The sequence below is a fragment of the Aeromicrobium sp. Leaf272 genome (assembly GCF_001422865.1).
In the GTDB taxonomy this organism is placed as follows: domain Bacteria; phylum Actinomycetota; class Actinomycetes; order Propionibacteriales; family Nocardioidaceae; genus Aeromicrobium.
Genome location: NZ_LMMY01000008.1, coordinates 14,167 through 37,022 on the forward strand (window position 1 = coordinate 14,167; position 22,856 = coordinate 37,022).

General features: G+C 73.1%; 24 protein-coding genes and 1 riboswitch. Of the genes, 17 read left to right on the plus strand and 7 right to left on the minus strand.

Annotated features, from left to right (window positions below; all coding sequences use genetic code 11):
• The first annotated feature begins 89 nt into the window (after window positions 1–89).
• Window positions 90–629, plus strand: coding sequence for a putative immunity protein (locus tag ASF38_RS01065; RefSeq protein WP_235497338.1), 540 nt, complete (start codon window positions 90–92; stop codon window positions 627–629).
• A gap of 83 nt (window positions 630–712) precedes the next feature.
• Complete coding sequence (locus ASF38_RS01070; protein WP_056573144.1) at window positions 713–1,984, plus strand: HNH endonuclease signature motif containing protein; 1,272 nt, start codon at window positions 713–715, stop codon at window positions 1,982–1,984.
• A gap of 20 nt (window positions 1,985–2,004) precedes the next feature.
• Here the strand turns inward: ASF38_RS01070 and ASF38_RS01075 are convergent, their stop codons facing one another.
• Window positions 2,005–2,280: a hypothetical protein gene (locus ASF38_RS01075; RefSeq protein WP_056573147.1), complete on the minus strand. Its 276-nt coding sequence runs from the start codon at window positions 2,278–2,280 to the stop codon at window positions 2,005–2,007.
• 240 nt (window positions 2,281–2,520) lie between these two features.
• On the opposite strand from ASF38_RS01075, the gene ASF38_RS01080 reads away from it, so the two are divergent.
• From ASF38_RS01080 to ASF38_RS01100, 5 genes are read left to right on the plus strand one after another with little or no spacing between them, the layout of a single operon-like run.
• Window positions 2,521–3,243, plus strand: a complete 723-nt coding sequence (locus ASF38_RS01080; RefSeq protein WP_255353795.1) for an MIP/aquaporin family protein — start codon at window positions 2,521–2,523, stop codon at window positions 3,241–3,243.
• Between the two features lie 37 nt (window positions 3,244–3,280).
• A complete protein-coding gene (gene glpK / locus ASF38_RS01085; RefSeq protein WP_056573150.1) occupies window positions 3,281–4,801 on the plus strand; it encodes a glycerol kinase GlpK in 1,521 nt (506 codons plus the stop codon).
• 57 nt (window positions 4,802–4,858) lie between these two features.
• Window positions 4,859–5,458 carry a DUF1992 domain-containing protein gene (locus ASF38_RS01090; RefSeq protein ID WP_056573154.1) on the plus strand — a complete coding sequence of 200 codons (600 nt, stop codon included), beginning with the start codon at window positions 4,859–4,861 and terminating at the stop codon, window positions 5,456–5,458.
• Window positions 5,455–6,372: a DNA-3-methyladenine glycosylase gene (locus tag ASF38_RS01095; protein ID WP_056573158.1), complete on the plus strand. Its 918-nt coding sequence runs from the start codon at window positions 5,455–5,457 to the stop codon at window positions 6,370–6,372. Before ASF38_RS01090 ends, ASF38_RS01095 begins: the two co-directional genes overlap by 4 nt.
• A 34-nt stretch (window positions 6,373–6,406) precedes the next feature.
• Window positions 6,407–7,558: an MFS transporter gene (locus ASF38_RS01100; protein ID WP_056573161.1), complete on the plus strand. Its 1,152-nt coding sequence runs from the start codon at window positions 6,407–6,409 to the stop codon at window positions 7,556–7,558.
• Here the strand turns inward: ASF38_RS01100 and ASF38_RS01105 are convergent.
• Window positions 7,544–8,257 carry an alpha/beta fold hydrolase gene (locus ASF38_RS01105; protein ID WP_056573164.1) on the minus strand — a complete coding sequence of 238 codons (714 nt, stop codon included), beginning with the start codon at window positions 8,255–8,257 and terminating at the stop codon, window positions 7,544–7,546. The two genes, ASF38_RS01100 and ASF38_RS01105, sit on opposite strands and share 15 nt — an antisense overlap.
• Complete coding sequence (locus ASF38_RS01110) at window positions 8,254–8,874, minus strand: L-threonylcarbamoyladenylate synthase (RefSeq protein WP_055968315.1); 621 nt, start codon at window positions 8,872–8,874, stop codon at window positions 8,254–8,256. The genes ASF38_RS01105 and ASF38_RS01110 overlap by 4 nt, the downstream gene beginning before the upstream one ends.
• 103 nt (window positions 8,875–8,977) lie before the next feature.
• On the opposite strand from ASF38_RS01110, the gene ASF38_RS01115 reads away from it, so the two are divergent.
• The 7 genes from ASF38_RS01115 to ASF38_RS01145 all read left to right on the plus strand — a co-directional run bounded on the left by ASF38_RS01115 (window position 8,978) and on the right by ASF38_RS01145 (window position 16,010).
• Window positions 8,978–9,559 (plus strand): winged helix-turn-helix domain-containing protein, encoded by a 582-nt coding sequence (locus ASF38_RS01115; protein ID WP_056573167.1) that lies wholly within the window; start codon window positions 8,978–8,980, stop codon window positions 9,557–9,559.
• Window positions 9,556–10,803, plus strand: a complete 1,248-nt coding sequence (locus tag ASF38_RS01120; RefSeq protein WP_056573170.1) for an MFS transporter — start codon at window positions 9,556–9,558, stop codon at window positions 10,801–10,803. Before ASF38_RS01115 ends, ASF38_RS01120 begins: the two co-directional genes overlap by 4 nt.
• A gap of 62 nt (window positions 10,804–10,865) precedes the next feature.
• Window positions 10,866–11,690 carry a phosphoadenylyl-sulfate reductase gene (locus ASF38_RS01125; RefSeq protein ID WP_082480214.1) on the plus strand — a complete coding sequence of 275 codons (825 nt, stop codon included), beginning with the start codon at window positions 10,866–10,868 and terminating at the stop codon, window positions 11,688–11,690.
• A 37-nt stretch (window positions 11,691–11,727) separates the two neighbouring features.
• Window positions 11,728–12,666, plus strand: a complete 939-nt coding sequence (cysD, locus tag ASF38_RS01130) for a sulfate adenylyltransferase subunit CysD (protein WP_056573172.1) — start codon at window positions 11,728–11,730, stop codon at window positions 12,664–12,666.
• The gene (locus ASF38_RS01135) at window positions 12,666–13,973 is read left to right on the plus strand and encodes a sulfate adenylyltransferase subunit 1 (protein WP_055968323.1); all 1,308 of its coding nucleotides are present in this window, start codon (window positions 12,666–12,668) and stop codon (window positions 13,971–13,973) included. The genes cysD and ASF38_RS01135 overlap by 1 nt, the downstream gene beginning before the upstream one ends.
• A 2-nt stretch (window positions 13,974–13,975) precedes the next feature.
• Window positions 13,976–15,160, plus strand: a complete 1,185-nt coding sequence (cobA, locus tag ASF38_RS01140; RefSeq protein WP_055968325.1) for a uroporphyrinogen-III C-methyltransferase — start codon at window positions 13,976–13,978, stop codon at window positions 15,158–15,160.
• A 31-nt stretch (window positions 15,161–15,191) separates the two neighbouring features.
• Window positions 15,192–16,010, plus strand: coding sequence for a hypothetical protein (locus ASF38_RS01145; RefSeq protein ID WP_056573175.1), 819 nt, complete (start codon window positions 15,192–15,194; stop codon window positions 16,008–16,010).
• On the opposite strand, the gene ASF38_RS01150 is transcribed toward ASF38_RS01145, so the two are convergent.
• Genes ASF38_RS01150 through ASF38_RS01160 form a run of 3 tightly spaced genes read right to left on the minus strand, consistent with a single transcriptional unit; the run spans window position 15,980 to window position 17,460 of the window.
• Window positions 15,980–16,414: a hypothetical protein gene (locus ASF38_RS01150; protein ID WP_056573178.1), complete on the minus strand. Its 435-nt coding sequence runs from the start codon at window positions 16,412–16,414 to the stop codon at window positions 15,980–15,982. The two genes, ASF38_RS01145 and ASF38_RS01150, sit on opposite strands and share 31 nt — an antisense overlap.
• Window positions 16,407–16,772 (minus strand): hypothetical protein, encoded by a 366-nt coding sequence (locus ASF38_RS01155; RefSeq protein WP_056554721.1) that lies wholly within the window; start codon window positions 16,770–16,772, stop codon window positions 16,407–16,409. Before ASF38_RS01155 ends, ASF38_RS01150 begins: the two co-directional genes overlap by 8 nt.
• Window position 16,773: 1 nt before the next feature.
• Window positions 16,774–17,460 carry an alpha/beta hydrolase gene (locus ASF38_RS01160; RefSeq protein ID WP_056573181.1) on the minus strand — a complete coding sequence of 229 codons (687 nt, stop codon included), beginning with the start codon at window positions 17,458–17,460 and terminating at the stop codon, window positions 16,774–16,776.
• A gap of 149 nt (window positions 17,461–17,609) precedes the next feature.
• Here ASF38_RS01160 and sigK point away from each other — a divergent pair, with 149 nt between their 5' ends.
• From sigK to ASF38_RS01175, 3 genes are all read left to right on the plus strand, one after another.
• On the plus strand, window positions 17,610–18,206 hold the full coding sequence (gene sigK, locus ASF38_RS01165) for an ECF RNA polymerase sigma factor SigK (protein WP_055968337.1): 597 nt from the start codon (window positions 17,610–17,612) through the stop codon (window positions 18,204–18,206).
• On the plus strand, window positions 18,203–18,907 hold the full coding sequence (locus ASF38_RS01170; RefSeq protein ID WP_055968339.1) for an anti-sigma factor domain-containing protein: 705 nt from the start codon (window positions 18,203–18,205) through the stop codon (window positions 18,905–18,907). The genes sigK and ASF38_RS01170 overlap by 4 nt, the downstream gene beginning before the upstream one ends.
• A 64-nt stretch (window positions 18,908–18,971) precedes the next feature.
• Window positions 18,972–19,736 carry an alpha/beta fold hydrolase gene (locus ASF38_RS01175; RefSeq protein WP_235497339.1) on the plus strand — a complete coding sequence of 255 codons (765 nt, stop codon included), beginning with the start codon at window positions 18,972–18,974 and terminating at the stop codon, window positions 19,734–19,736.
• Between the two features lie 13 nt (window positions 19,737–19,749).
• On the opposite strand, the gene gcvP is transcribed toward ASF38_RS01175, so the two are convergent.
• Window positions 19,750–22,515, minus strand: coding sequence for an aminomethyl-transferring glycine dehydrogenase (gene gcvP, locus ASF38_RS01180; protein WP_235492988.1), 2,766 nt, complete (start codon window positions 22,513–22,515; stop codon window positions 19,750–19,752).
• Window positions 22,516–22,740: 225 nt separating this feature from the next.
• Window positions 22,741–22,829, minus strand: a riboswitch (glycine riboswitch).
• Window positions 22,830–22,856 lie beyond the last annotated feature (27 nt).

Below are 22,856 nucleotides of genomic sequence, written 5' to 3' on the forward strand. Positions count from 1 at the left end.
GGTACGACTCCTCCGGCCAGATCGCCATCGCCCACCGACTCCACTGGCGAGGCGCGCTCACGTGGACACCACCTGGGAGGATGCCTGACGTGGGAACGACGCCCGAGGACCTCGACCTCTCGCTCGAGGACCTGCGCGTCGTGGCCGCCTTCGCGCTCGACTCGGCGAGGCCGCTCCTGCCCCTCTTCGAGTCCGCCTCCCCCGGCGACCCGCGGCCGCGTGCTGCGATCGACGCGGCTCAGGCCTTCGTCGCTGGGGCGCCTCGATCGCGACTGCAGCGGATGACGTCGCTCGACGCCCACCGCGCGGCGGCCGACGCCGGAGAGGGTCCTGCCAGGTACGCCGCCCGCGCCGCCGGGGACGCCGCCGCCGCGGCCTACCTGCACCCGATCGCGAAGGCCTCCCAGGTCGGGCACATCCTGCGTGCGACCGCGTGCGCTGCCCATGCCGCGGCCCTGGCCGCCGACGACCCCGCCGAGGCCGACCGCGTCCTCGACGACGCTCGACACCTCGCCTCCCCCGCGCTCGTGGCGATCCTGCGCCGCTATCCCCCGGTGCCGACGGGTCGCACGCCGGTCGCCCGACTCATGACCCGCCTCGACGTGAGCCTGAGAAGCGCGGGCGGGTAGCTCCACTCCCCCGTCCCGATGCTCCTGGCACCGAGGCGAACGCGGCGAAACTCGATGTCGGGCGTCGAATGTATGTTCGTTGCATGACCTCGACGGACTCTCTCCTCGGCCTCGCGACGGATGCGTCGCGAGCGCTGTGGCGGGCCGAGGCGGCGCAGGCGGCGGCGGTGCTGGCGTTCGTGGACGGCCGACGGTCCGACGCGGTCGCGGCCGGGCGGAGCGCGGCTTCGGCCGAGGACGCCCGGCAGGTCGCGATCCTGGAGGTCACGGTCGAGCTCGAGGTCGCGTCGGGCTTCGTCGCGCACCTGGTCGCGGCGACCAGGACCCTCACGACGGACCTGCCGACGGCGTGGGCCGCGCACAGCGCCGGAGAGCTCGATCGGGCGAAGGCCCGCGCGATCGCCTCGGCCCGGTGGCGCCTGCACGAGGTCGCGTCGGTGGAGCTGCTCGACGAGTCCGTCGTCCCCTACGCCACGACCCACACCCTGTCCCAGCTCAAGGGCTGGCTGCGCCGGTTCGTGACCCGGGTCGAGGCCGACGATGCTGCACGGCGCCGCCGCGAGGCGACCGCCCAGCGCCACGTGACCATCACGGCCATGGACGACGGGATGAGCCTGCTCCAGGCGTTCATCCCCACCCACGACGCCCTGCTGATCGAGCGCGAGCTGTCCCTGGCCGCCAAGACCTCCCGCGCCGGCGACCCCGACGACGCACGCCGCCTCTCCCAGGCCCGCGCCGACGTCCTGACCGACCGGCTCCTCGCCCGCACCACCGACACCCCCGGCCGCGGCCGGTTCCACGTCGGCATCACCGTCCCCCTGGCCACCCTGCTGGGCCTGGACGACGAACCCGCCGTCACCGGCGACGGCCAGCACGCCGTCGACCCCACCCTGGTCCGCGAGCTCGCCACCACCCCCGGCACGCTGTTCAGTCGCCTCCTGACCGACGAGGCCGGCGGCATCCTCGACGTCACCGAGCTCGGCCGCTTCCCCACCGCCCCACTACGCCGCGCCCTCGAGCTCGTCGACGGCGTCTGCGACATCCCCACCTGCGACAAGCCCGCAGAAGCGTGCGACCTCGACCACCAGCGACCCTTCGACCCCGACCGCCCAGACCGCGGACCCACCACCGCAACGAACCTCCACCCACGATGTCGGTCCCACCACGGACTCAAGACCCGCGGAGCCCTCCCCGTCGACCACGACGAGGACGGCACCACCCGATGGCACCTGCCCACCCGCACCGTGCCCGGACGCACCGCCTTCACCCGCACCTGGACGAGGAGGGCCGAACCCGTCGTCGTGCTCGCCGAGCACTACCCCGCCGCGGGGGCCTTCGAGTACGTCGCCGCCTGACGAGGCGTCGACAGCCGACGTCAGCGCCGATGCCGACCGACGCCGCGCCGTGCCCCGGGGCGTGCCGGAGGACCCTCCCCCGGCGACGCTGCGTCCACGACTGCTGGGTGAGCCGTCAGCACGTGGTGCCGAAGGACTGCGACGTCGCTCTCGTCGCACTCCAGGCGCAGCACCAGGACGCCCTCGTCACCCTCGAGCCAGCACAGCTCGACCTCGGGGGCCCGCACGAGCAGTCGCGTCGACACGCACAGGCTCGCCCCGGAGTCCGCAGGCATGTCGAAGGTCAGGACGGGCAACGACGACCTCCTCGCGACCCCCGATCGATGTCATCACCCCCAACGAGCGCGGAACCCCGGAGGTCACGACCCGACGGCTCGACTCCCCCGACCTGGAGCACCCTCCCGGTCCCGGCGGCGCCGCACCCCCACGCGATGTGACGGGGGTCACGATAGGCTCGATGCACACCGACCGAGGCGTCTCGGGGGACGTCCGCACCGAGCGGGCGACGAGTCTGTCGGGTCGGCCGGGGGGACCACGTGCTCACAGACATCTTCCTGCCCGAGGTCATGGGCACCGCCACGCTCCTGCTGCTCGGCTGCGGCGTCGTCGCGAACGTCGCGCTGGCCAAGACGAACGGCAACGCCGGCGGCTTCCTCATGGTCAGCTTCGGCTGGGGCCTGGCGGTGTTCGCGGGCGTCTACGTCGCCTACAAGTCCGGCGCGCACATCAACCCCGCCGTGACCCTGGGGCTCGTCGCGTCCGGCGACGACCTCGGCGGCAACACCGCCGTCAAGGTGCTGGTGTACCTCGCCGCCCAGCTGCTCGGCGCCTTCATCGGCGCCACGCTGTGCTGGCTTGCCTACCGCGACCAGTTCGACGACCCGGAGAGCGATCCGGACGACAAGCTCGGCGTCTTCTGCACCGCACCGCAGATCGCGCGCACGTCCTCCAACCTCATCACCGAGATCATCGGCACCTTCGTCCTCGTGTTCGTGATCATCGCGTTCGGCAAGACACCCACCGAGCTCGGCCCCCTGGCCGTCGCGCTGCTCGTCGTCAGCATCGGCGCCAGCCTCGGCGGTCCCACGGGCTACGCCATCAACCCGGCGCGCGACCTGGGCCCACGCATCGCCCACTTCGTGCTGCCGATCAAGGACAAGCGCGACAGCAACTGGTCCTACTCCTGGATCCCTGTCGTCGGACCCGCCATCGGTGGCATCCTCGGAGGCCTCCTGGCCGCCGCCGCGAACTACGTCTGACCCGCACCCCGACCCCACACAGAATCGAGATTCGAGCATGGCCGACAACACGTACGTCCTCGCCATCGACCAGGGCACCACCTCGACCCGCGCGATGATCTTCGACCACGCAGGATCGGTGGTGGCCGTCGACCAGGTCGAGCACGAGCAGATCTTCCCGCGAGCCGGGTGGGTCGAGCACGACGCGCTCGAGATCTGGACCAACACGCGCGACGTCATCGGCGGCGCCCTGGCCAAGGCGAACTTCAACAGCAAGAACATCGCCGCGGTCGGCATCACCAACCAGCGCGAGACCGTCCTCGTGTGGGACAAGTCCAACGGACAGCCGATCTACAACGCGATCGTCTGGCAGGACACCCGCACCCAGAAGATCGTCGACGGCCTGGCAGCCGACGGCGGGCTCGACCGCTACAAGGAGACGGTCGGGCTGCCCCTGGCCACCTACTTCTCCGGGCCCAAGGTCCGCTGGATCCTCGACCACGTCGAGGGCGCCCAGGAGCGCGCCGAGGCCGGCGAGCTGCTGTTCGGCAACATGGACACCTGGGTGCTGTGGAACCTCACGGGCGGCGCGGAGAACGACGGTGTGCACGTCACCGACGTCACCAACGCGAGCCGCACGCTGCTGATGGACCTCGAGACCCTGCAGTGGGACGAGAGCATCGCCGCCGACATGAACATCCCGCTGTCGATGCTGCCGGAGATCAGGTCGAGCTCGGAGGTGTACGGCGAGTGCAAGCCCGGCATCCTCAACGGCACCCCGGTCGCCGGCATCCTCGGCGACCAGCAGGCCGCGACCTTCGGGCAGGCCTGCCTGGAGAAGGGCGAGGCCAAGAACACCTACGGCACCGGCAACTTCATGCTGCTCAACACCGGCACCGAGGCCGTCCCGTCGGAGAACGGGCTGCTCACCACCGTCTGCTACAAGATCGGCGACGAGCCCACGGTGTACGCGCTCGAGGGCTCCATCGCCGTCACCGGGTCCCTCGTGCAGTGGGTCCGCGACAACCTCGGCCTCATCGGCAGCGCGCCGGAGATCGAGGACCTCGCGAAGCAGGTCGACGACAACGGCGGGGCGTACTTCGTGCCGGCGTTCTCGGGCCTGTTCGCCCCGCACTGGCGCCCCGACGCACGCGGCGCCCTGGTGGGCCTGACGCGCTACGTGAACCGGGGCCACATCGCCCGGGCGGTGCTGGAGTCCACGGCGTACCAGACGCGCGAGGTGCTCGACGCCATGAACGCCGACTCCGGCGTCCCGCTCACCGAGCTGCGCGTCGACGGCGGCATGGTCGTCAACGAGACACTCATGCAGTTCCAGGCCGACATCCTCGGCGTCGACGTCGTCCGCCCGAAGGTCGCCGAGACCACCGCGCTCGGCGCTGCGTACGCCGCGGGTCTGGCCGTCGGCTACTGGGAGAACGAGGACGACATCCGCACCAACTGGGGCGAGGACAAGCGGTGGACGCCGCAAATGCCCGAGGACGAGCGCGAGAAGTACTACCGCAGCTGGAAGAAGGCCGTCACCAAGACCCTCGACTGGGTCGACGACGACGTCGACTGAGGATCGGCCGAGCGGCCGGTGTCGTTCCTCCTGCCTAGAGTGGTGGCAGGAGGAACGATGTCCGACGACCCGCGACGCCGAGCGGCGCACTACCGCCTCGGTGACGACCCGGCGCCCGACACGTCGCGCGCTCCCGACCCGGACGCCGCTGACGAGGGCGACGAGGGCGCGGGCCCCGCACGCGGGCGGCGCCCCGAGGACCAGGCTCTCTACGTCGACGGCCAGATCCGAGCCGCGATCGCCCGCGGCGACTTCGACGACCTGCCGCTGGCCGGCAAGCCGTTGCCGCCCCGGGTCTTCCGCCACGATCCCGACTGGTGGCTCAAGCAGCTGATCGAGCGCGAGAACGTCTCGGGCGTCCTGCCGCCCGCCCTGGCGCTGCGCAAGGAGGACGCCGAGCTCGACGACCTCCTCGACTCCACCGGCTCGGAGGAACGCGTCCGCGAGATGCTCGCGGACTTCAACCGTCGCGTCGTCGAGGCACGACGCCAGCTCCAGGGCGGTCCGCCGGTCATCACCCCGACCCGCGACGTCGACGACGAGGTGCGCGCCTGGCGCGAGCGCCTGCGCCGGCGAGCTGCGGCACGCCCCTCCCCTCCCCCGCCCCGGCGGGTGTCGTGGCGCGATCGCCTTCGCGCCCGACGCGGCGGCGCGTGACCGACGAAGGGCTGCGCCGCACCTGGCGCAGCACCGCACCCCTCGACGTCTGGCGCACGTTGTCGACCCTGCGCCGCGGCCCCGCCGACCCCGCCTTCCGCGGCCGGGGTGCCGAGATCTGGCGCGCCACGCGACCGCCGTCGGGCCCGGCCACGCTCCACCTGCGCCAGCTGGACGCTCACGTCGTGGAGGCCGTGGCGTGGGGTCCGGGTGCGGCCGAGGTGCTCGACGAGCTGCCTGCGTGCCTCGGCGGGGACCAGCCGCACCGCCCTCCCCTGGCCCACCCCGTGGTCGCCGACGCCCATCGACGACACCCCGGGCTCCGGGTACCCCGCACCCGTCGGGTGGTCGAGGCGCTCGTCCCGGCGATCATCGAGCAGAAGGTCCTGGGTGCCGACGCCTTCCTCTCGTGGCGCCAGCTGCTCACACGGCACGGTGAGGTCCCGCCGGGTCCGGCGCCGTCGGGCATGCGGCTGCCGCTGACGGCCGAGGCATGGGCGGCGCTGCCCTCGTGGGAGTGGCACCGGGCCGGGGTAGACCCCAAGCGGTACCGGACGGTGCAGGCCGTCACGCGTCTGGGCGAGTCCCTCGAGCGACTCGCCGACCGCGAGCCCACCGACGCCTCGGCCGCCCTGCGGTCGCTGCCAGGAGTCGGCGTCTGGACCGCGGCCGAGGTCGGCTCGCGGGCCTTCGGCGACACCGACGCGGTGCCTTTCGGCGACTACCACCTGGCCAGCACGGTCGGGACCGCCCTGCTCGGTCACCGGCTCGAGCACGACCACGAGGTGGCGGAGGTGCTGGAGCCGTTCCGGCCCCACCGCTTCCTGGCGCTGCGCCTCATGCAGCTGAGCCCACACGTCCGGGTCGAGCGGCACGGGGCCCGCATGTCACGCGTCGACCACCGCGCCCGCTGAGGGATCTCACCGACGCCGCGCGTAGCGTGGCGTCGTGCCGTCCTGGTTCCGAGCCGCGCTCGCGCTCTTCGCCGTGGGATGGGGCGCGAACCAGTTCGCCGCCCTGCTGCCGGTGTACCGGGAGGTCGACGGAGCCACCGCCGGTCAGGTCACCGCGCTGTTCGGCGCCTACGCGGTGGGGCTGGTCCCCGCCCTGCTGCTCGTGGCCCCGGTCTCGGACCGGATCGGACGCGGCCGCGTCCTGCGCCCGGTGCTCGTGCTGTCCTTCGTCGCCACCGTCGTCCTGATGGTGGGCGGGCACTCGCTCACCCTGCTGCTCGTCGGTCGCCTCCTGGCCGGCGTCGCGAGCGGCGCCGCGTTCGCACCCGGCACCGCGTGGGTCAAGGAGCTGTCCGACGCCGCGCCCGGCACCGGTGCGCGCCGGGCGGCGATCGCGCTGTCGGCCGGGTTCGGCACCGGTCCGCTCGTCACCGGGGTGCTGGCGCAGTGGGCACCGGCGCCCACGGTGCTGCCGTACGTGCCGCACCTGGTGCTCACCGTCGCGGTCGCGGTGCTCCTGCGTCCGGCGCCGGAGCCCGATCCGGACGACGTCGCCACCAGCGATCCCGACGCCGCGACCCTGCGTCAGGTGCTCGGCTCGCGCCGGTTCCTGACCCAGGTCGTGCCGACGGCCCCGTGGGTGTTCGGCACGGCGACCCTCGCCTTCGCCACGCTGCCTGCGGTCGTCGACGTCCCCGGCCCGGCCTACGCGCTGGTCGGGGCGCTCGTCTTCCTGACCCTCGGCACCGGGGTCGCGCTGCAGCCGTACGGCCGCAGGCTCGCCACCGGCGTCACGCTCGCCGTGGGCATGGGAGCGGGTGTGGCCGGGTTCGGCGTGGGGGCGCTCGCCGCCACCACCGGCGCGTCCTGGCTGGTCGTCCCGGCCTGCATGCTGCTGGGCACGGCCTACGGCTTCGTCCTGGTGGCCGGACTCCGGACGGTCGAGACGATCACCCCGGCACGGGACCTGGCCACGGTGAACGCCGTCTTCTACAGCCTCACCTACGTCGGCTTCGCGGCGCCGTACCTCGCGACCCTGCTGCTGTCGTGGCTGGACGGCACGCAGACGATGCTGCTGCTCGCCGGTCTCACCGCGGCCTCCGCGCTCGTCGCAATCGTCGGTCGACGCACCTCAGCGACCCGCTGAGCGGGCGATCCTCACCAGCTCCTCGGCGAGCTCGCTCGGTCGGGTCAGGGCGTTGAGGTGACCGCCCGGCACCTCGGTCACCCCCAGGCCGAGCCGCTCCTGTGCGACGCGTCGTTGGAAGTCGGGCGGGAAGAGCCGGTCGTCGTCGGCGACGAGCACGACCGTGGGGACGTCGGGCCAGGCGTCGGCCGGCCAGACGGACCCGAAGGAGGCGTCGGACTCGTCGCGGTCCTGGTCAGCGACCTCGGTCAGCACGTCGTCGGCGGCGTCGTGGAAGAAGACCGCGAGCGGGTCGAAAGGAGCCTGAGGATCGCGACCGGCCGCCGCCTCGGCCTCGCGCCGGGCGCCCGAGAGGCCCACGGCCGACCACCACGCGCCGCCGGACTCGCCCGGGGACGGGATCATCGCGTTCAGCAGCACCAGCAGGTCGACCGGCTCCCGCGCGGCGGCCGCCGACGTGCTGAACCCGCCGAAGGACTGACCGACGAGCACCACGGGTCCAGGCGTGTCCCGCGCCGAGTGGATGGCGTCGACGACCAACGCCACGTAGCCGTCGAGGTCGACCGTCGGGTCCGGACCGGGGAGGTCGACGACCACGCACCGGTGGCCGGCGGCCTCGAGCAACGGGGTGAGCCGGCTCCAGCTCCACGGTGCCCCTCCCGCGCCGGGGACGAGGACGAAGGTGGCCGGTCCGCTCATCGGAAGCGGTCGGGGTCGCCGGCGCCCTCGCGGACGATCTCGGGGACGCCGTCCACGAAGTCGACCACCGTGGTGGGCTCGGCGACCACGTCGCCGGACTCCACCACCGCGTCGACGAGGTGGTCCAGCTCCTCCTTCACCAGCCACCCCTCGGTCATGGGCTCGTCGTGGTCGGGCAGGATCAACGTGCTCGACAGGATCGGCTCCCCCAGCGACTCCAGGAGCGCGCGCACGACCACGTGGTCGGGGATCCGCACGCCCACCGTCTTCTTCTTCGGGTGCAGCATCCGCCGGGGAACCTCGCGGGTGGCCGGCAGGATGAACGTGTACGGGCCGGGCGTCGCGCTCTTGACGGCACGGAAGATCGCGTTGTCGACGTGCACCAGCTGGCCGAGCTGGGCGAAGTCCTTGCACACGAGCGTGAAGTGGTGCTTGTCGTCGAGCCGACGGATGCTGCGGATCCGGTCCAGGGCCTCCTGGTTCCCGGGCGCGGCGCCGAGGGCGTAGCCGGAGTCCGTCGGATAGGCGATCAGACCGCCGTCGCGCAGGATCGCGGTGGCCTGCTCGACCGCGCGGGGCTGGGGGTTCTCCGGGTGGATCTCGAGGTAGCGCGCCATGGCTCGACCCTACGAGCCCGGTGCCGTCCGGTCACCCCCGTCAGGTCGACCAGAATCGCCAAGAGATCTTTGCAAAGACTCCTTTGTGATCTAGCCTCGCGTCATGACCGACGAGTGCGACGCCCCGACCGCCGACAGCGTCACCCCGTCCCCGACGGGACTGCGAGCCCTCAGCCACCCGCTGCGCCTGCGCCTGCTCGGTCTGCTGCGGCTCGAGGGACCCGCCACCGCGTCCGAGCTCGCCGCGCGGACCGGGACGTCGTCGGGAGCGACCTCGTACCACCTGCGCCAGCTCGCGGTGCACGGCTTCGTCGAGGACGCCGGCGACGACGTCGACGCCCGGACCCGGCGGTGGCGTGCCTCGCACCGCAGCACGTCGACCGGCAGCCCCCGCGATTCCGACGAGCTCGCAGCCGTCGACGCCTTCGCCCAGGCGGTCGCGGTCGTGCACGCCGAGCAGATGCAGCGCGCCGTCGAGGAGTTCTCTCTGCTGCCCCAGGCCTGGCGCTCGGCCTCGACCCTGAGCGACTACGTGCGGCGCCTGCGCCCCGAGACGGCCCAGCGGCTCGTCGAACGGCTGGAGGCGGTGCTCGAGGAGGTGCAGGACGAGGACCACCCCGAGGCCCGTCCCGTCGTGGTGCGCCTGCACGCCAACCCCTGGCCCGGGAGCGTGACGGGAACGTGACCGGGCGTCCGCTCACCGACCGGGGTCGGCGGGTCCTGGCCGCCTGGCTGCTCGCCGACGCCCTCGCGCTCACCGGGACGCGGCTGGCCGCGGTCGCCCTCCCCTGGCTCGCCCTCACGACCACGGGATCCGCCACCGCGGCGGGCGTGGTGGCCTTCGCCGAGCTCGCTCCCCTCGTCGTGGCGAAGGTGCTGTCAGGGCCGGCCATCGACCGCCTCGGCGCCCGGCGCGTGGCGGTCGGCTGCGACGCCGCGAGCGCGTTCACGGTCGCCGCCATCCCCGCGCTGCACCATCTCGAGGCGCTCTCCTTTCCCGCGCTCCTCGTGCTCGTCGCCGCCACCGGCGCCCTGCGCGGTCCGGCCGACGCCGCCCGGCACAGCCTCGTCCCGGTGCTCGCGGAGTCCACGCGACAGCCCATGGAGCGCGTCACGGGGCTGGCGTCCACGGTCGAGCGCACCTCGAGCCTCGTGGGCGCGGCGCTGGCAGCGGGCCTGGTCGCCCTCGTGGGCGCCGCGGACGCCCTGGCCGTGAACGCCGCGGGGCTCGCGCTCGCGGCGGTCGTCCTGGGCCTCGGAGCCCGCTCGGTCGGCCGTGGCGTGCCGGCCGACGACGATCCTCACTCCTACCTCGCGCGGCTGCGCGCGGGGTGGCAGTTCCTGCGCCGCGACCCCGTGATCCTGGCGCTCACGGTCATGATCGCGTTCACCAACCTGCTGGACGTCGCGTTCACCGCGATCCTCCTGCCCGTCTGGGCCGTCGAGACCGGGTCCGGGGTCGGCGCGGTGGGACTGCTGCTCGCGGTCATGGCGGGGACGTCGGTCGTCGGCTCGCTCGTGGCGGCCGCGTGGGCCGACCGGATGCCCCGGTTCGCCGTCTACGTCGTCGCGTTCGTGGTGTGCGGCCTGCCCCGGTTCGCCGTGCTCGCCTGGTCCGACGTCACCTCGGCACCGGTGGTCGTCATGGCCGTGGCCGGACTCGCCTCCGGGTTCCTCAACCCGGTCGTGGGAGCCGTGTTCTTCGAGCGCATCCCGCGACACCTCGTGGGCCGGGTCGGCGCGATGTCGACCGCCGTGGCCTGGGGCCTGATGCCGTTCGGGGGTCTCGTGGGCAGCGCCCTGCTCGCCCTGCTGGACCTGCGGGCCGCCCTCCTGGTGGCCGGCGTGCTCTACCTCGTGACCACGCTGGCACCGGTCGTGGACCGTCGCTTCCGGGCCATGGACCGCGTGACCGTCGAGGTGTCCTAGCGCACCTGTCCACGATGCGGCGACCGCTCTCACCGCTCGGGACCGCCGCCTACGCTGGGACCATGTCCGAGACCATCCCGCCCGCGGGACCGACGCTCGCCGAGCGTCGCGCCCGTCAGGTCGCCCACGACGAGGCCCGCGTGGAGCACCACCGCACCCGCGAGGCCGTGCTCGGCCCGCGACGCGACCCGGCCTCCCTGCGCGCCGTCGCCGAGCAGGCCGAGGCCCGGTTCGCCGACCAGCCGGCCGGCCCGGACGGCACCCGCGCGGTGCTCGCCTGGGTCGCGGAGGAGTTCGGGTACCGCACGGCAGTCGCGTGCTCCATGGCCGACGCCGTGCTCCCCCACGTGGTCGCGCAGCACCTGCCCTGGGTCGACACGCTGTTCCTCGAGACCGGGTACCACTTCGCCGAGACGATCGGCACCCGCGACGCCGTCGAGTCGTCCATGGAGCTCACGATCGTCGACGTCAAGCCGCGCCAGAGCGTGGCCGAGCAGGACGCCGAGCACGGCAAGGACCTCTTCGCCCGCGACCCGGGCCTGTGCTGCCACCTGCGCAAGGTCGAGCCGCTCACCCGCACCCTCGGCGCGTACGAGGTGTGGATCACGGGCGTCCGCCGCGACGAGGGCCCGACGCGTGCCGACACGCCGCTCGTCACCTGGGACGAGAAGAACCAGCTGGTCAAGGTCAACCCGCTCGCGGCGTGGACCTTCGACGAGGTGCTCGCCTACGCCGACGAGCACGACGTGATCGTCAACCCGCTCGTCAACGACGGCTACCCCTCCATCGGGTGCGCGCCGTGCACGCGGCGGGTCGCCCCGGGCGAGGACCCCCGCGCCGGCCGCTGGGCCGGCGTCGACAAGACCGAGTGCGGCCTGCACACGTGAGCGCCCCCGCACGACCGCCGAGATCGAGAAGGAACGCATGACCGTCGTCGACGACGCGCCCGGCACGGCCGGCCGCCCGACCTACCGGCTCGACCAGCTCTCCTGGTTGGAGTCGGAGGCCATCCACATCATCCGCGAGGTGGCGGCGGAGTTCGAGCGGCCCGTGCTGCTCTTCTCCGGCGGCAAGGACTCGGTCGTCATGCTGCACCTGGCCACGAAGGCCTTCTGGCCGGCGCCGGTGCCGTTCCCGGTCATGCACGTCGACACGGGCCACAACTTCCCCGAGGTGCTCGCCTTCCGCGACGCCACGGTCGAGCGGCTCGGCCTGCGCCTCGAGGTCGCGTCGGTGCAGGACTACATCGACGACGGCCGTCTTCGCGAGCGCAGCGACGGCACCCGCAACCAGCTGCAGACCCAGCCGCTGCTCGACGGGATCACCGACCACAAGTTCGACGCGGTCTTCGGCGGCGGCCGTCGCGACGAGGAGAAGGCCCGCGCCAAGGAGCGGGTGTTCAGCCTGCGCGACGAGTTCGGCCAGTGGGACCCCCGCAACCAGCGCCCCGAGCTGTGGAACCTCTACAACGGCCGCCACCGTCCGGGTGAGCACGTGCGGGTCTTCCCGCTGAGCAACTGGACCGAGCTCGACGTCTGGCAGTACATCGCCGCCGAGGACATCGCGCTGCCGGAGCTCTACTACGCGCACGAGCGCGACGTCTTCGAGCGCGACGGGATGCTCGTCAGCGTCAGCGACGTCTCGCAGCCGCGGCCCGGCGAGACCGTCGAGCGCCGACTGGTCCGCTACCGCACCGTCGGCGACATGTCCTGCACCGGTGCGGTCGAGAGCGACGCCGCCACCGTCGACGACGTCGTCGTCGAGGTCGCGGCCACGCGTCTGACCGAGCGGGGAGCCACCCGGGCCGACGACCGCGCGTCCGAGGCCGCCATGGAGGACCGCAAGAAGGAGGGGTACTTCTGATGCGCACGCTGCCCACCAAGACGCTGCCCACCAAGACGCTGCTCCGCCTCGCCACGGCCGGCTCCGTCGACGACGGCAAGTCGACGCTCGTCGGTCGGCTCCTCTACGACTCCAAGTCGGTGCTCGCCGACCAGTTCGACGCCGTCGAGCGGGTCAGCCGCGACCGCGGCCTCGCCTCCGCCGACCTGGCGCTGCTGACCGACGGCCTGCGCTCGGAGCGCGAGCAGGGCATCACGATCGACGTGGCCTACCGGTACTTCGCGACCGCCGAGCGGTCGTTCATCCTCGCTGACTGCCCCGGGCACGTGCAGTACACGCGCAACACCGTCACCGGCGCCAGCACCGCCGACGTCGTGGTGCTGCTCGTCGACGCCCGCAAGGGGCTGCAGGAGCAGACCCGTCGACACCTCGCGGTCGCGTCGCTGCTGCGGGTGCCGCACGTGGTCGTGGTCGTCAACAAGATCGACCTGGTCGGCTTCGACGAGGCCACCTACGAGCGCGTCGCGCACGAGGTCGTCACCTCGGCGGCGTCCCTGGGTCTCACCGACGTCACCACGATCCCGGTGTCCGCCCTCGACGGCGACAACGTGGTGGAGCGGTCGGTGCGCACCCCCTGGTATGACGGACCGAGCCTCCTCACGTTCCTGGAGACGCTCTCGCCCGCGGGCGAGCCGCACTCCGAGCCCCTGCGCTTCCCCGTCCAGCTCGTCATCCGGCCTCAGGCGGCCGGCGGCGAGGAGCACCGCGACTACCGCGGGTACGCGGGGCAGATCGCGTCGGGTCTCGTCCGCCCGGGCGACCCGGTCACGGTGCTGCCGAGCGGCCGCACGAGCACCGTCGCCGCCATCGACACGGCCGACGGCGAGCTGACGGAGGCCTTCGCACCGCAGTCGGTCACCCTGCGGCTCACCGACGACGTCGACGTCGCGCGCGGAGACCTCATCGTCACCTCCCGCAGCGTCCCGTCGCTCACCCAGGACGTGGACGGCACGATCGCCTGGCTCGCCGACCACTCGCTGGCGCCGCGGACGAAGGTCCTCGTGAAGCACGGCACCAGGACGGTGCAGGCGATGGTCACCGAGATCACCGGCCGGCTCGACCTCGAGACCGCCAGCCTCGACGCGGCCGACCGCCTGGAGCTCAACGACATCGGCCACGTGCGCCTGAGGCTGGCCTCGCCCGTCCCGGCCGAGGAGTACCTGCACGCCCGCGCAGGTGGCTCGTTCCTGCTCGTCGACGCCCAGGACGGCACGACCCTCGCGGCCGGCATGGTCGGCGACGCGTTGCTCGCGACCGCCTCGGTCTGATCATGCCGCTGCCGCTGACCCTGCGCCCCGAGGGACGCCGTGTGGTGGTCGTCGGGGGTGGCAACGTGGCGACCCGACGGGTCCACGCCCTGCTGGCGGCCGAGGCCGACCTCGTGGTGGTCTCCCCCACGGTGAGCGCACGCATCCGGGAGCTCGCGGTCGAGGGCCGACTGGCCTGGATCGAGCGTGGGTACCGCCCGGGCGACCTCGACGGCGCCTGGCTCGTGCAGACCGCCACCGACACCCCGGTCGACGACCAGGTGGCCGCCGACGCCGAGCAGGCACGCGTGTGGTGCCTGAAGGGGGGCGACCCCGACGGGGCGACCGCCTGGATGCCGGCGGTCGCCGCGGTCGACGACGTGCACGTCGCGGTCAGCGGCGGTGGCGACGCCCGTCGAGCCTCCACGCTGCGCGACGCCGTCGCGGCGGCCCTGCAGTCCGGCGACCTCCCGCTGCGGCACCGGACCCACCACCCCGAGGGCTTCGTGGCCCTCGTGGGCGGGGGCCCCGGCAGCGCCGACCTCCTGACCACGCGCGGGCGGCGTCTTCTCGCCGAGGCCGACGTCGTGGTGGTCGACCGGCTCGCCCCGCTCGACGTGCTCGCGGAGCTGCCGGCCGACGTCGAGGTGATCGACGTGGGCAAGCTGCCCGACCACCACCCGGTCCCGCAGGACGAGATCAACCGGCTCCTCGTCGAGCACGCCCGCGCCGGCAAGGTCGTCGTGCGGCTCAAGGGCGGGGATCCCTACGTGCTCGGTCGCGGCGGCGAGGAGCGCCTGGCGTGCGAGGCCGCCGGGGTGGCCGTGGAGGTCGTCCCCGGGGTCACGAGCGCGATCGCCGTGCCGGCGGCTGCCGGCATCCCCGTGACCCATCGCGGCGTGGCCACGGGGTTCAGCGTGGTCACGGCCCACGACGAGCTCGGTGAGCTGCCCGTGTCCCCGGGCCACACGATCGTGATGCTCATGGGCGTGCGCCGGCTCGCCGAGAGCGCGCACAGCCTCGTCGCGGCGGGGCACGCGCCCGGCACACCGGTGGCGGTGGTCGAGCGTGGCTTCGCCCCCGACCAGCGCACGACCGTCGGCACCCTCGGCACGATCGCCGACCTCTGCGTCCAGCGGGGAGTCCGCTCCCCCGCCGTCACCGTCGTGGGCGAGGTCGTGCGGCTCTCCCCCGACTGGGCCTCCTGACACGACCCCCACCACACGTCACCATGACGACATGAGGTCCGCCCGCGTCGTCTTCGGTGGCGTCGCGCTGCTCGCCGCGCTCCTCCCGGCCTGCAGCCCTGACCCGCAGGACGCTCCACTGCCCGACGGCGTGAGCGCCCTCGTCGACCAGGGCCGCATGCAGCGTCAGGACCGTGGGGCGTTCGTGCGGATCAGCAACCGCAGCGACCGCGACCTGGTCGTCTCCGACCTGGTGCTGACCTCCAGCCGCTCCCGCGCCGTCGTCTGGACCGGCACCGAGACGGTGGGAGCGGGGTACGACACCGACGTGGTCGTCACGCTCCCCCGTGGGCGGTGCGGTGGCACGACGCGTTACACCGTGACCCTGACCTACCGGGTCGGTGACGACGGCGAACGACGATCCACCCTCGCCGTCGAGGACCGCTACGGGGCCGTGACGCGGGTCCTGGACGGCGACTGCGCCCGCGCGACGCTGGAAGGAGCCGCGCGGCTGGACGTCGGCCTGCCGGTGGAGGACGGCGGTGCACTGCGCATCCCGGTCACGCTCACGCCGCGCGATCGGGCGAGCGCGGTCCGGATCGTGGGCTACCGCCCCACGCCGCTCGTCCGGCCCACCCGTGGGTCCGCGACCGACGTGGCGGTCGGTGGCGCTCCGGTACGCGCCGACCTCGTCCTCGAGCCGGCGCGCTGCGACCCGCACGCGATCGCCGAGGACAAGGTGGGTCGCCTCGTCCCCGTCGAGGTCTCCGCTCCCGGTCTGCCCGACGGGACCACCTTCGTCCTGCCGCTCGACCGCCAGCGCCGGACCGCGATCCTCGACTACGTGCGGTCGGCCTGCGGCCTGGACTGAGCCTGGCCCGCGGTGCGGTGCAGCCACCACAGGCCCACGAACGGCAGCACCAGGGGGATGTACCCGTACCCGGCACCGAAGTCGGACCACACCGTCTGGTCGGGGAACAGCGCACCGTCGACGAGCGACAGCACACCGACGCCGAGCACCCCCACCAGCTCGAAGCCCACGGCGGCGACGGCCAGCCGGTGCCGGTCCGTCGCGAGCGCCACGGTCGCCACGACGTAGACGACGCCGGCGACGGCGGAGAGGGTGTAGGCCACCGGGGCCTCGTCCGCCTTCAGGAGGAGCTGGTAGACCGACCGTGCCGTGGCCGCGACGGCGAAGACCGCGTAGACGGCGACGAGGGCGCGGCCCGGCCCGGTGGACGTGCGACCCGGCGACGGGGCGGACGACTCAGACATAGGTTCCCTTCCAGATGCCCAGGAGCCGCACCATGAGGGCGGCCACGGTCAGGAGCGCCACCACGACGACCCCCGTGCCCCAGCGACTCTTCTCGGCGATCCCCCAGAGGACGGCCGCCGGCGGGATCACCACGACGGTCACGAGGTAGGAGACGAAGAGCCCACCCGCGACGTCGCGGTCCGTGCCGGCCAGCGCCACGAAGGCCCCGACCATCACCACGAGGAGCACGACCTCAAGCACGGCGACGGCGTAGAAGAGCGGGTTGCCGAACGGGGCGTCCCGGACCGTGTGGCCCGCCGCGAACACGGCCACCACGGTCGCGAGGAGTGCCACGCCGTAGGCGATCGTGTCGGTCACGTCAGGCTGGTCCTCTGGTGGCGTCGTCGTCGTGGTCGTGGCGGCCGTCCGCCCGTGCGCCGACGATCCGCAGGACCGAGTCTTCCACGAACGCGTTCCAGGCCCGCACCCGCCGGAACATGTAGTGCCCGGCGCCGGCGAGCGACTCCCAGGTGGCCTCGGTGGCCACCCGTCGAGCACGTTCCACGAAGTCGGCGCTGAGCCGTGCCGACGTCCACCGGTCCATCGTGCCGTGCAGGACGTGCAGGGCACGTCCGGAGAGCGCGCCCGCGGGCTCACCCTTCGGCAGCCACGGCGCCAGGGCCACGACACCGACCACCGAGGGGTCGTCGGCCGCGCGGCACGCGGTGCGCCCACCCATCGAGTGCCCGACGAGGACGACCGGCAGGTCGCCGTGCCGCTCGCGGAGCTCGGAGAGAGCCGAGCGCGCGTCGGCCACGGGCCACGGGCGGGCCGCGTCGTTCCATCCGCGTGCGCGGTACTGCAGCAGGTGCACCGCCAGGTGCTCACGGCGAGCGGTGCGCGCGAACGCCTTCGACAGCAGGGCCATCCGCCACCAGCTCGCGTGCCGGTTGCGCACCGGCTCCTCGCTCTGCTGCCGGCCTCCGTGCAGCATCAGCACGACGGCCCTCGGCCGCGGGGGGACGTGCACGTCGTCCAGGCGACCCGATCGCTGCTCGGCGTCCATGCGTCCACGGTGGCACAGCGGGACCACAGTCGCAGGGCGAGCAGAGGGTCCCGCCTAGGATGTTGTGAGAACTCCTCCCCTGCACCACCCATCCGACTCGAAGGCAGCCGCGAATGGCACGTAGAAGCTTGTTCGGGAAGGAGTCGCGCATGAGCCAGTCAGCAGCCGATCGGCTCGCCGCCGTTCCCGAGTCCCAGGAACCCGTCGAGCCCGACGACCTCTTGGTCCTCGTCGCACGAGGGGACGAGACGGCCTTCGCCGCTCTCTACGACGCCCTGGGTGCCACCGTGTTCGGGATGGCCCGCCGGGTCATCCGCGACCCCGCGCGGGCCGAGGAGGTCGCCCAGGAGGTCTTCCTCCAGGTCTGGCAGACCGCCGCCCGCTTCGACCCGGCCCGTGGCAGTGCCAAGAGCTGGGTGCTGACGCTGGCCCACCGCCGCGCGGTCGACGCCGTCCGGCACGACCAGGCCGCCACCAACCGCGAGAACAGCTATGACTGGTCCCCCGGCGTCGACCACGACCAGGTGCTCGAGACCGTCACGGTGCGGCTGGAGCACGAGCAGGTGCGTCGCTGCCTGGAGGGACTCACCGACCTGCAGCGCGAGGCCGTCAACCTCGCGTACTACCAGGGATACACGTACGCGGAGGTCGCCCAGGTGCTCGACGCCAACCCGGCCACCGTCAAGACCCGCATGCGCGACGGGCTGATCCGCCTGCGCGACTGCCTCGGGGTGGAGGCCTCATGACCACCGATCTGCACGGACTCGCCGCGCCGTACGCGCTCGACGCCCTCGACCCCCACGAGCGGGGCCGCTTCGAGGCCCACCTCGACCAGTGTGCCGAGTGCAGGCAGGAGCTCCGCGGCTTCCACCTGACCGCTGCACGCCTGGCCGAGGCCGAGGCCGACAGTCCGCCGCTCGCCCTGCGCGACCGGCTCCTGGCCGAGGTGGCCACCACCGCCCAGGAGCGGCCGGTGGTCACGTCGATCGCCCAGCACAGCCGGGTGCGGCGAGCCGTGCCCCGTCTGCTGGTCGCGGCGTCCTTCCTGGTGGCCGCGGTGTCCGTCGGTGGGTACCTCGTGGAGCACGACCGGGCCGAGGAGCTGCGGGCCGACACCGCAGGCATCAGCGCGGTCATGGTGGCCGACGACGCGACCATGCTGGACGGGAGCGTGCGCACCGGGGGCACGATGCGCATCGTCGCCTCCCCGTCGCACGACGCGGCCGTCGTCATGGGCACCGATCTCGAGACGCTCGACGACGACCACGTCTACCAGGTCTGGGCGATGCACGACGGGATCCCGCGCTCCGTCGGCGTCCTCGGACGCGGAGCCGGGATGATGTACGCGAAGTCGATCAGCGGTGCCGACGCGTTCGCCGTCACCGTCGAGCCCGACGGAGGGTCGCCGGCCCCGACGACCGACCCGGTCGCCGAGATGGACGCCTGAGGCTCGACGCCGCTGCTCGACCCTGGCGGTCGGCCGGTCGGCGCGGTACGTCACGATGACGTTCGTGTCCGACCCGATCGTGCTCGTCTCCCCCGCCATGGCCGTGCCGTCGCGCTTCTACCGGCCCCTCGTCGCCGCCTTCGAGGACGTGGGGTGGCAGGCGCGCGCGCTCGGCCGACGAGGTTTCGAGCCGGACACCCCGGTCGCCTCCCGCTCGGCCGACTGGTCCTACGGTGACGAGATCGCCGACCTCGCCGACGCGGTCTCGGCCGCGCGACGTGAGGACCCCGAGCGCCCCGTCCTGCTGATGGGCCACAGCCTCGGGGCCCAGCTCGCGATCGGCCTGCAGGGCAGCGCCGACCCCGGACGCACGGCCGACGGCCTCGTGCTCGTCGGCGCCTCCGTCCCGCACCACCGGTACTACCCCTACGGAGGGTTGCCGATGCTGGCGTTCGCCTCGGCCATCCCCGTCCTCGCCCGGGTCATGGGGCACCTGCCCAAGCCTGCGTTCGGCGCACCCGGTGCCGCCACGCTCATGCGGGAGTGGGCGCACTTCGTGCGCACCGGCGAGCCTCCGTTCGACGCCTCGGCCAGGGTGTCGACGCCGACCTTCGTCGTGCACCTCCAGGCCGACGCCTACGCCGTGTCGGCGGCCAACAAGCGCTTCATCGAGCTGTTCTGCGAGCCGTCGGCGGTCACCCGCTGGGTGTACACGCAGGACGCCACCCCCGAGGGCGGGACCACCGACCACGTGCAGTGGGTGCGTCACCCCTCCGTCGTGGTCGACCGGGTCGTCCGCTGGTGGGACGACGCGGCCGACCGACGCTGAGGTCCGGGCACCGTCAGGCGAAGGCCTCGATCGGCGGGCACGAGCAGGCCAGGTTGCGGTCGCCGTAGGCCTGGTCGATGCGGCCCACCGGCGGGAAGTACTTGTCCTGGGTGCTGCCGGTCGGGAACACGCCCGTGGCGATCGGGTAGGCGTGCTGCCAGTCGAGCAGCTCACGTGCGGCGTGCGGCGCCTGGGCGAGCGGGTTGTCGCCCTCGGGCCACTCCCCTGCCGCGACCTGGTCGATCTCGGCGCGGATCGCGAGCATCGCGTCGCAGAAGCGGTCCAGCTCGGCCAGGTCCTCGGACTCGGTGGGCTCGACCATCAGGGTGCCGGCCACCGGGAAGCTCATCGTGGGGGCGTGGAAGCCGTAGTCCACGAGCCGCTTGGCCACGTCGTCCACGCTCACCCCGGTCTGCTTGGCGATGCCGCGCAGGTCGAGGATGCACTCGTGGGCCACGAGCCCGGACCGTCCGGTGTAGAGCACCGGGAAGGCGTCCTTCAGCCGTGCGGCGACGTAGTTGGCCGACAGCACGGCCACCGACGTGGCGTCGGTCAGTCCCTGCGCCCCCATCATCGACACGTACGCGAACGGGATCGGCAGGATGCCGGCCGACCCGTACGGGGCGGCACTGATGGCACCGATCCCCTCACGGCGTGCCGCGACCGGGTGCAGCGGGTGGCTCGGCAGGAACGGGACCAGGTGCTCGGCCACCGCGACCGGGCCCACGCCCGGTCCGCCGCCGCCGTGCGGGATGCAGAAGGTCTTGTGCAGGTTCAGGTGCGACACGTCGCCACCGAACGTGCCCGGCTCGGCGTGGCCCAGCAGGGCGTTGAGGTTGGCGCCGTCGACGTAGACCTGGCCGCCGGCTGCGTGGACCACGTCGCACAGCTCGGTGATGCCGTCCTCGTACACCCCGTGGGTCGACGGGTAGGTGACCATGATCGCGGCGAGGTCGTCCGCGTGCTCGGCACACGTGCGGCGCAGGTCCTCGAGGTCGACCTCGCCCACCTCGGTGGCCTTGACGATGACCACGCGCATGCCGGCCATGACGGCCGAGGCGGCGTTCGTGCCGTGGGCCGAGCTCGGGATCAGGCAGACGTCGCGGGCCTCGTCGCCGTTGCTGCGGTGCCACGCCCGGATGGCCAGCAGACCGGCCAGCTCGCCCTGGGACCCGGCGTTCGGCTGCACCGAGACTGCCGCGTAGCCGGTGACGCTCGCGAGCCAGGACTCGAGCGTCTCGACCAGCTCGATCATGCCGGCGGCGTCCTCGGCCGGCACGAAGGGGTGGAGGTCGGCGAAGCCGGGCCAGCTGATCGGCTCCATCTCGGCGGTGGCGTTGAGCTTCATGGTGCACGAGCCGAGCGGGATCATCCCGCGGTCGAGGGCGTAGTCGCGATCGCTCAGCGTGCGGAGGTAGCGCAGCAGCTGCGTCTCGCTGCGGTGCTCGGAGAACACCGGGTGCGTGAGGATCGCGTCGTCGCGCAGCAGGGCGTCGGGCAGGGCTGCCGGGGCGGGCGCCGTGTGCGAGGTGTCGGCCCCGAAGGCCCGCCAGACGGTCTGCAGGTGGCCGAGGGTGGTCACCTCCGACGTGCTCACCGCCACGTGGTCGGTGTCCACGCGGCGCAGGTGCAGCCCCTCGGAGCGAGCCCGGCCCACGACGGCGTCGGCCTCGCCCGGCACACGGGCCACGACCGTGTCGAAGAACGACTCGTGGAGCACCTCGACGCCACCGGCCACCAGACCCGCCGCGAGCGTGGCAGCCGTGGTGTGCACGTGGTCGGCGATCCGCCGCAGGCCCTCCGCGCCGTGGTAGACCGCGTACATCGACGCCGTGACGGCGAGCAGCACCTGGGCGGTGCAGATGTTCGACGTCGCCTTCTCCCGGCGGATGTGCTGCTCACGCGTCTGCAGGGCCAGCCGGTAGGCGGGTCGGCCCGCCTTGTCGACCGAGACTCCCACGAGTCGCCCGGGCAGGTGTCGCTCCAGGCCGTCGCGCACCGCCATGAAGCCAGCGTGCGGTCCGCCGTAGAACATCGGCACGCCGAAGCGCTGGGACGACCCGACGACGACATCGGCACCCAGCGACCCCGGCGAGCGCAGCAGGACGAGCGCGAGCGGGTCGGCCACGACGACGGCGAGCCCTCCGGCGGCGTGCACCGCCTCGATGGCTCGGCTGGGATCGGTCACGGCACCGTCGGCCGCCGGGTACGCGATGATCGCGCCCGCCACGTCGGCCGGCACGTCGTCGACGCCCAGGTCGACGTCGAGCAGTTCGATGTCGAGCGCCTCGGCACGCGTGCGCACCACGGCGATCGTCTGCGGCAGCAGGCGCGAGTCGAGCACGAGGGGCCGCAGGTCCTTGCCCCGAGCGGCGCGGCGCACCAGCGTCATGGCCTCGGCGGCGGCCGTTCCCTCGTCGAGGAGGGAGGCGTTGGCCGTCGACAGACCCGTGAGGTCGGCGACCATCGTCTGGAAGTTGAGCAGCGCCTCGAGCCGTCCCTGCGAGATCTCGGGCTGGTAGGGGGTGTACGCCGTGTACCAGGCAGGGTCCTCGAGGACGTTGCGGCGGATCACGGCCGGGGTGACGGTCGGGTGGTACCCGAGCCCGATCATCGAGACGCCGGGGTTGTTGCGCGTCGCGAGGGCCTTGAGGGTCGCGAGCGCCTCCGGCTCCCCCAGGGCCTCGGGCAGCGCGGGCGGAGCCGAGGCGCGGATGCTCTCCGGCACAGCGGCCCGCATGAGCGAGTCGAGGGAGTCGTGGCCGATCCGGGCCAGCATGGCCTGCTGGTCGCTCGCGCGCGGTCCGATGTGACGGTCGACGAAGTGGTCGGTGTCGCGGCGCAGGGCCGCCGGGACCGACGGCGGCCGGTCGGGGGACGCGGTGCTGTCGAGGGCGGGGCTGTCGAGGGCGGGGCGGTCAGAGGACATGAGAGGGCTCCAGGGGTCGTCGACTGGGTCCCTCCCCACCTGTCACCCCCGATGGAACGGGTGCTTCAGGGTCGCCTTGTCCGCGTGGTCCGTGGTGCCTGAGAGGTTCCGGGGAGGAATTGCCCCTTCGGCGCCGCCTGGGCGATCTCTCCCACGCGTGCTCGACAGCACGCTCACGGTACCAGCGACGG

Excerpts from the sequence above, each read along its gene's own strand:
- ASF38_RS01070 (WP_056573144.1), top strand. The coding sequence starts at position 713 with ATGACCTCGACGGACTCTCTCCTCGGCCTCGCGACGGATGCGTCGCGA.
- glpK (WP_056573150.1), top strand. The coding sequence starts at position 3,281 with ATGGCCGACAACACGTACGTCCTCGCCATCGACCAGGGCACCACCTCG.
- ASF38_RS01090 (WP_056573154.1), top strand. The coding sequence starts at position 4,859 with ATGTCCGACGACCCGCGACGCCGAGCGGCGCACTACCGCCTCGGTGAC.
- ASF38_RS01105 (WP_056573164.1), bottom strand. The coding sequence starts at position 8,257 with ATGAGCGGACCGGCCACCTTCGTCCTCGTCCCCGGCGCGGGAGGGGCA.
- ASF38_RS01110 (WP_055968315.1), bottom strand. The coding sequence starts at position 8,874 with ATGGCGCGCTACCTCGAGATCCACCCGGAGAACCCCCAGCCCCGCGCG.
- ASF38_RS01115 (WP_056573167.1), top strand. The coding sequence starts at position 8,978 with ATGACCGACGAGTGCGACGCCCCGACCGCCGACAGCGTCACCCCGTCC.
- ASF38_RS01125 (WP_082480214.1), top strand. The coding sequence starts at position 10,866 with ATGTCCGAGACCATCCCGCCCGCGGGACCGACGCTCGCCGAGCGTCGC.
- cysD (WP_056573172.1), top strand. The coding sequence starts at position 11,728 with ATGACCGTCGTCGACGACGCGCCCGGCACGGCCGGCCGCCCGACCTAC.
- ASF38_RS01135 (WP_055968323.1), top strand. The coding sequence starts at position 12,666 with ATGCGCACGCTGCCCACCAAGACGCTGCCCACCAAGACGCTGCTCCGC.
- cobA (WP_055968325.1), top strand. The coding sequence starts at position 13,976 with ATGCCGCTGCCGCTGACCCTGCGCCCCGAGGGACGCCGTGTGGTGGTC.
- ASF38_RS01145 (WP_056573175.1), top strand. The coding sequence starts at position 15,192 with ATGAGGTCCGCCCGCGTCGTCTTCGGTGGCGTCGCGCTGCTCGCCGCG.
- ASF38_RS01150 (WP_056573178.1), bottom strand. The coding sequence starts at position 16,414 with ATGTCTGAGTCGTCCGCCCCGTCGCCGGGTCGCACGTCCACCGGGCCG.
- ASF38_RS01160 (WP_056573181.1), bottom strand. The coding sequence starts at position 17,460 with ATGGACGCCGAGCAGCGATCGGGTCGCCTGGACGACGTGCACGTCCCC.
- sigK (WP_055968337.1), top strand. The coding sequence starts at position 17,610 with ATGAGCCAGTCAGCAGCCGATCGGCTCGCCGCCGTTCCCGAGTCCCAG.
- ASF38_RS01170 (WP_055968339.1), top strand. The coding sequence starts at position 18,203 with ATGACCACCGATCTGCACGGACTCGCCGCGCCGTACGCGCTCGACGCC.
- gcvP (WP_235492988.1), bottom strand. The coding sequence starts at position 22,515 with ATGCTGGCCCGGATCGGCCACGACTCCCTCGACTCGCTCATGCGGGCC.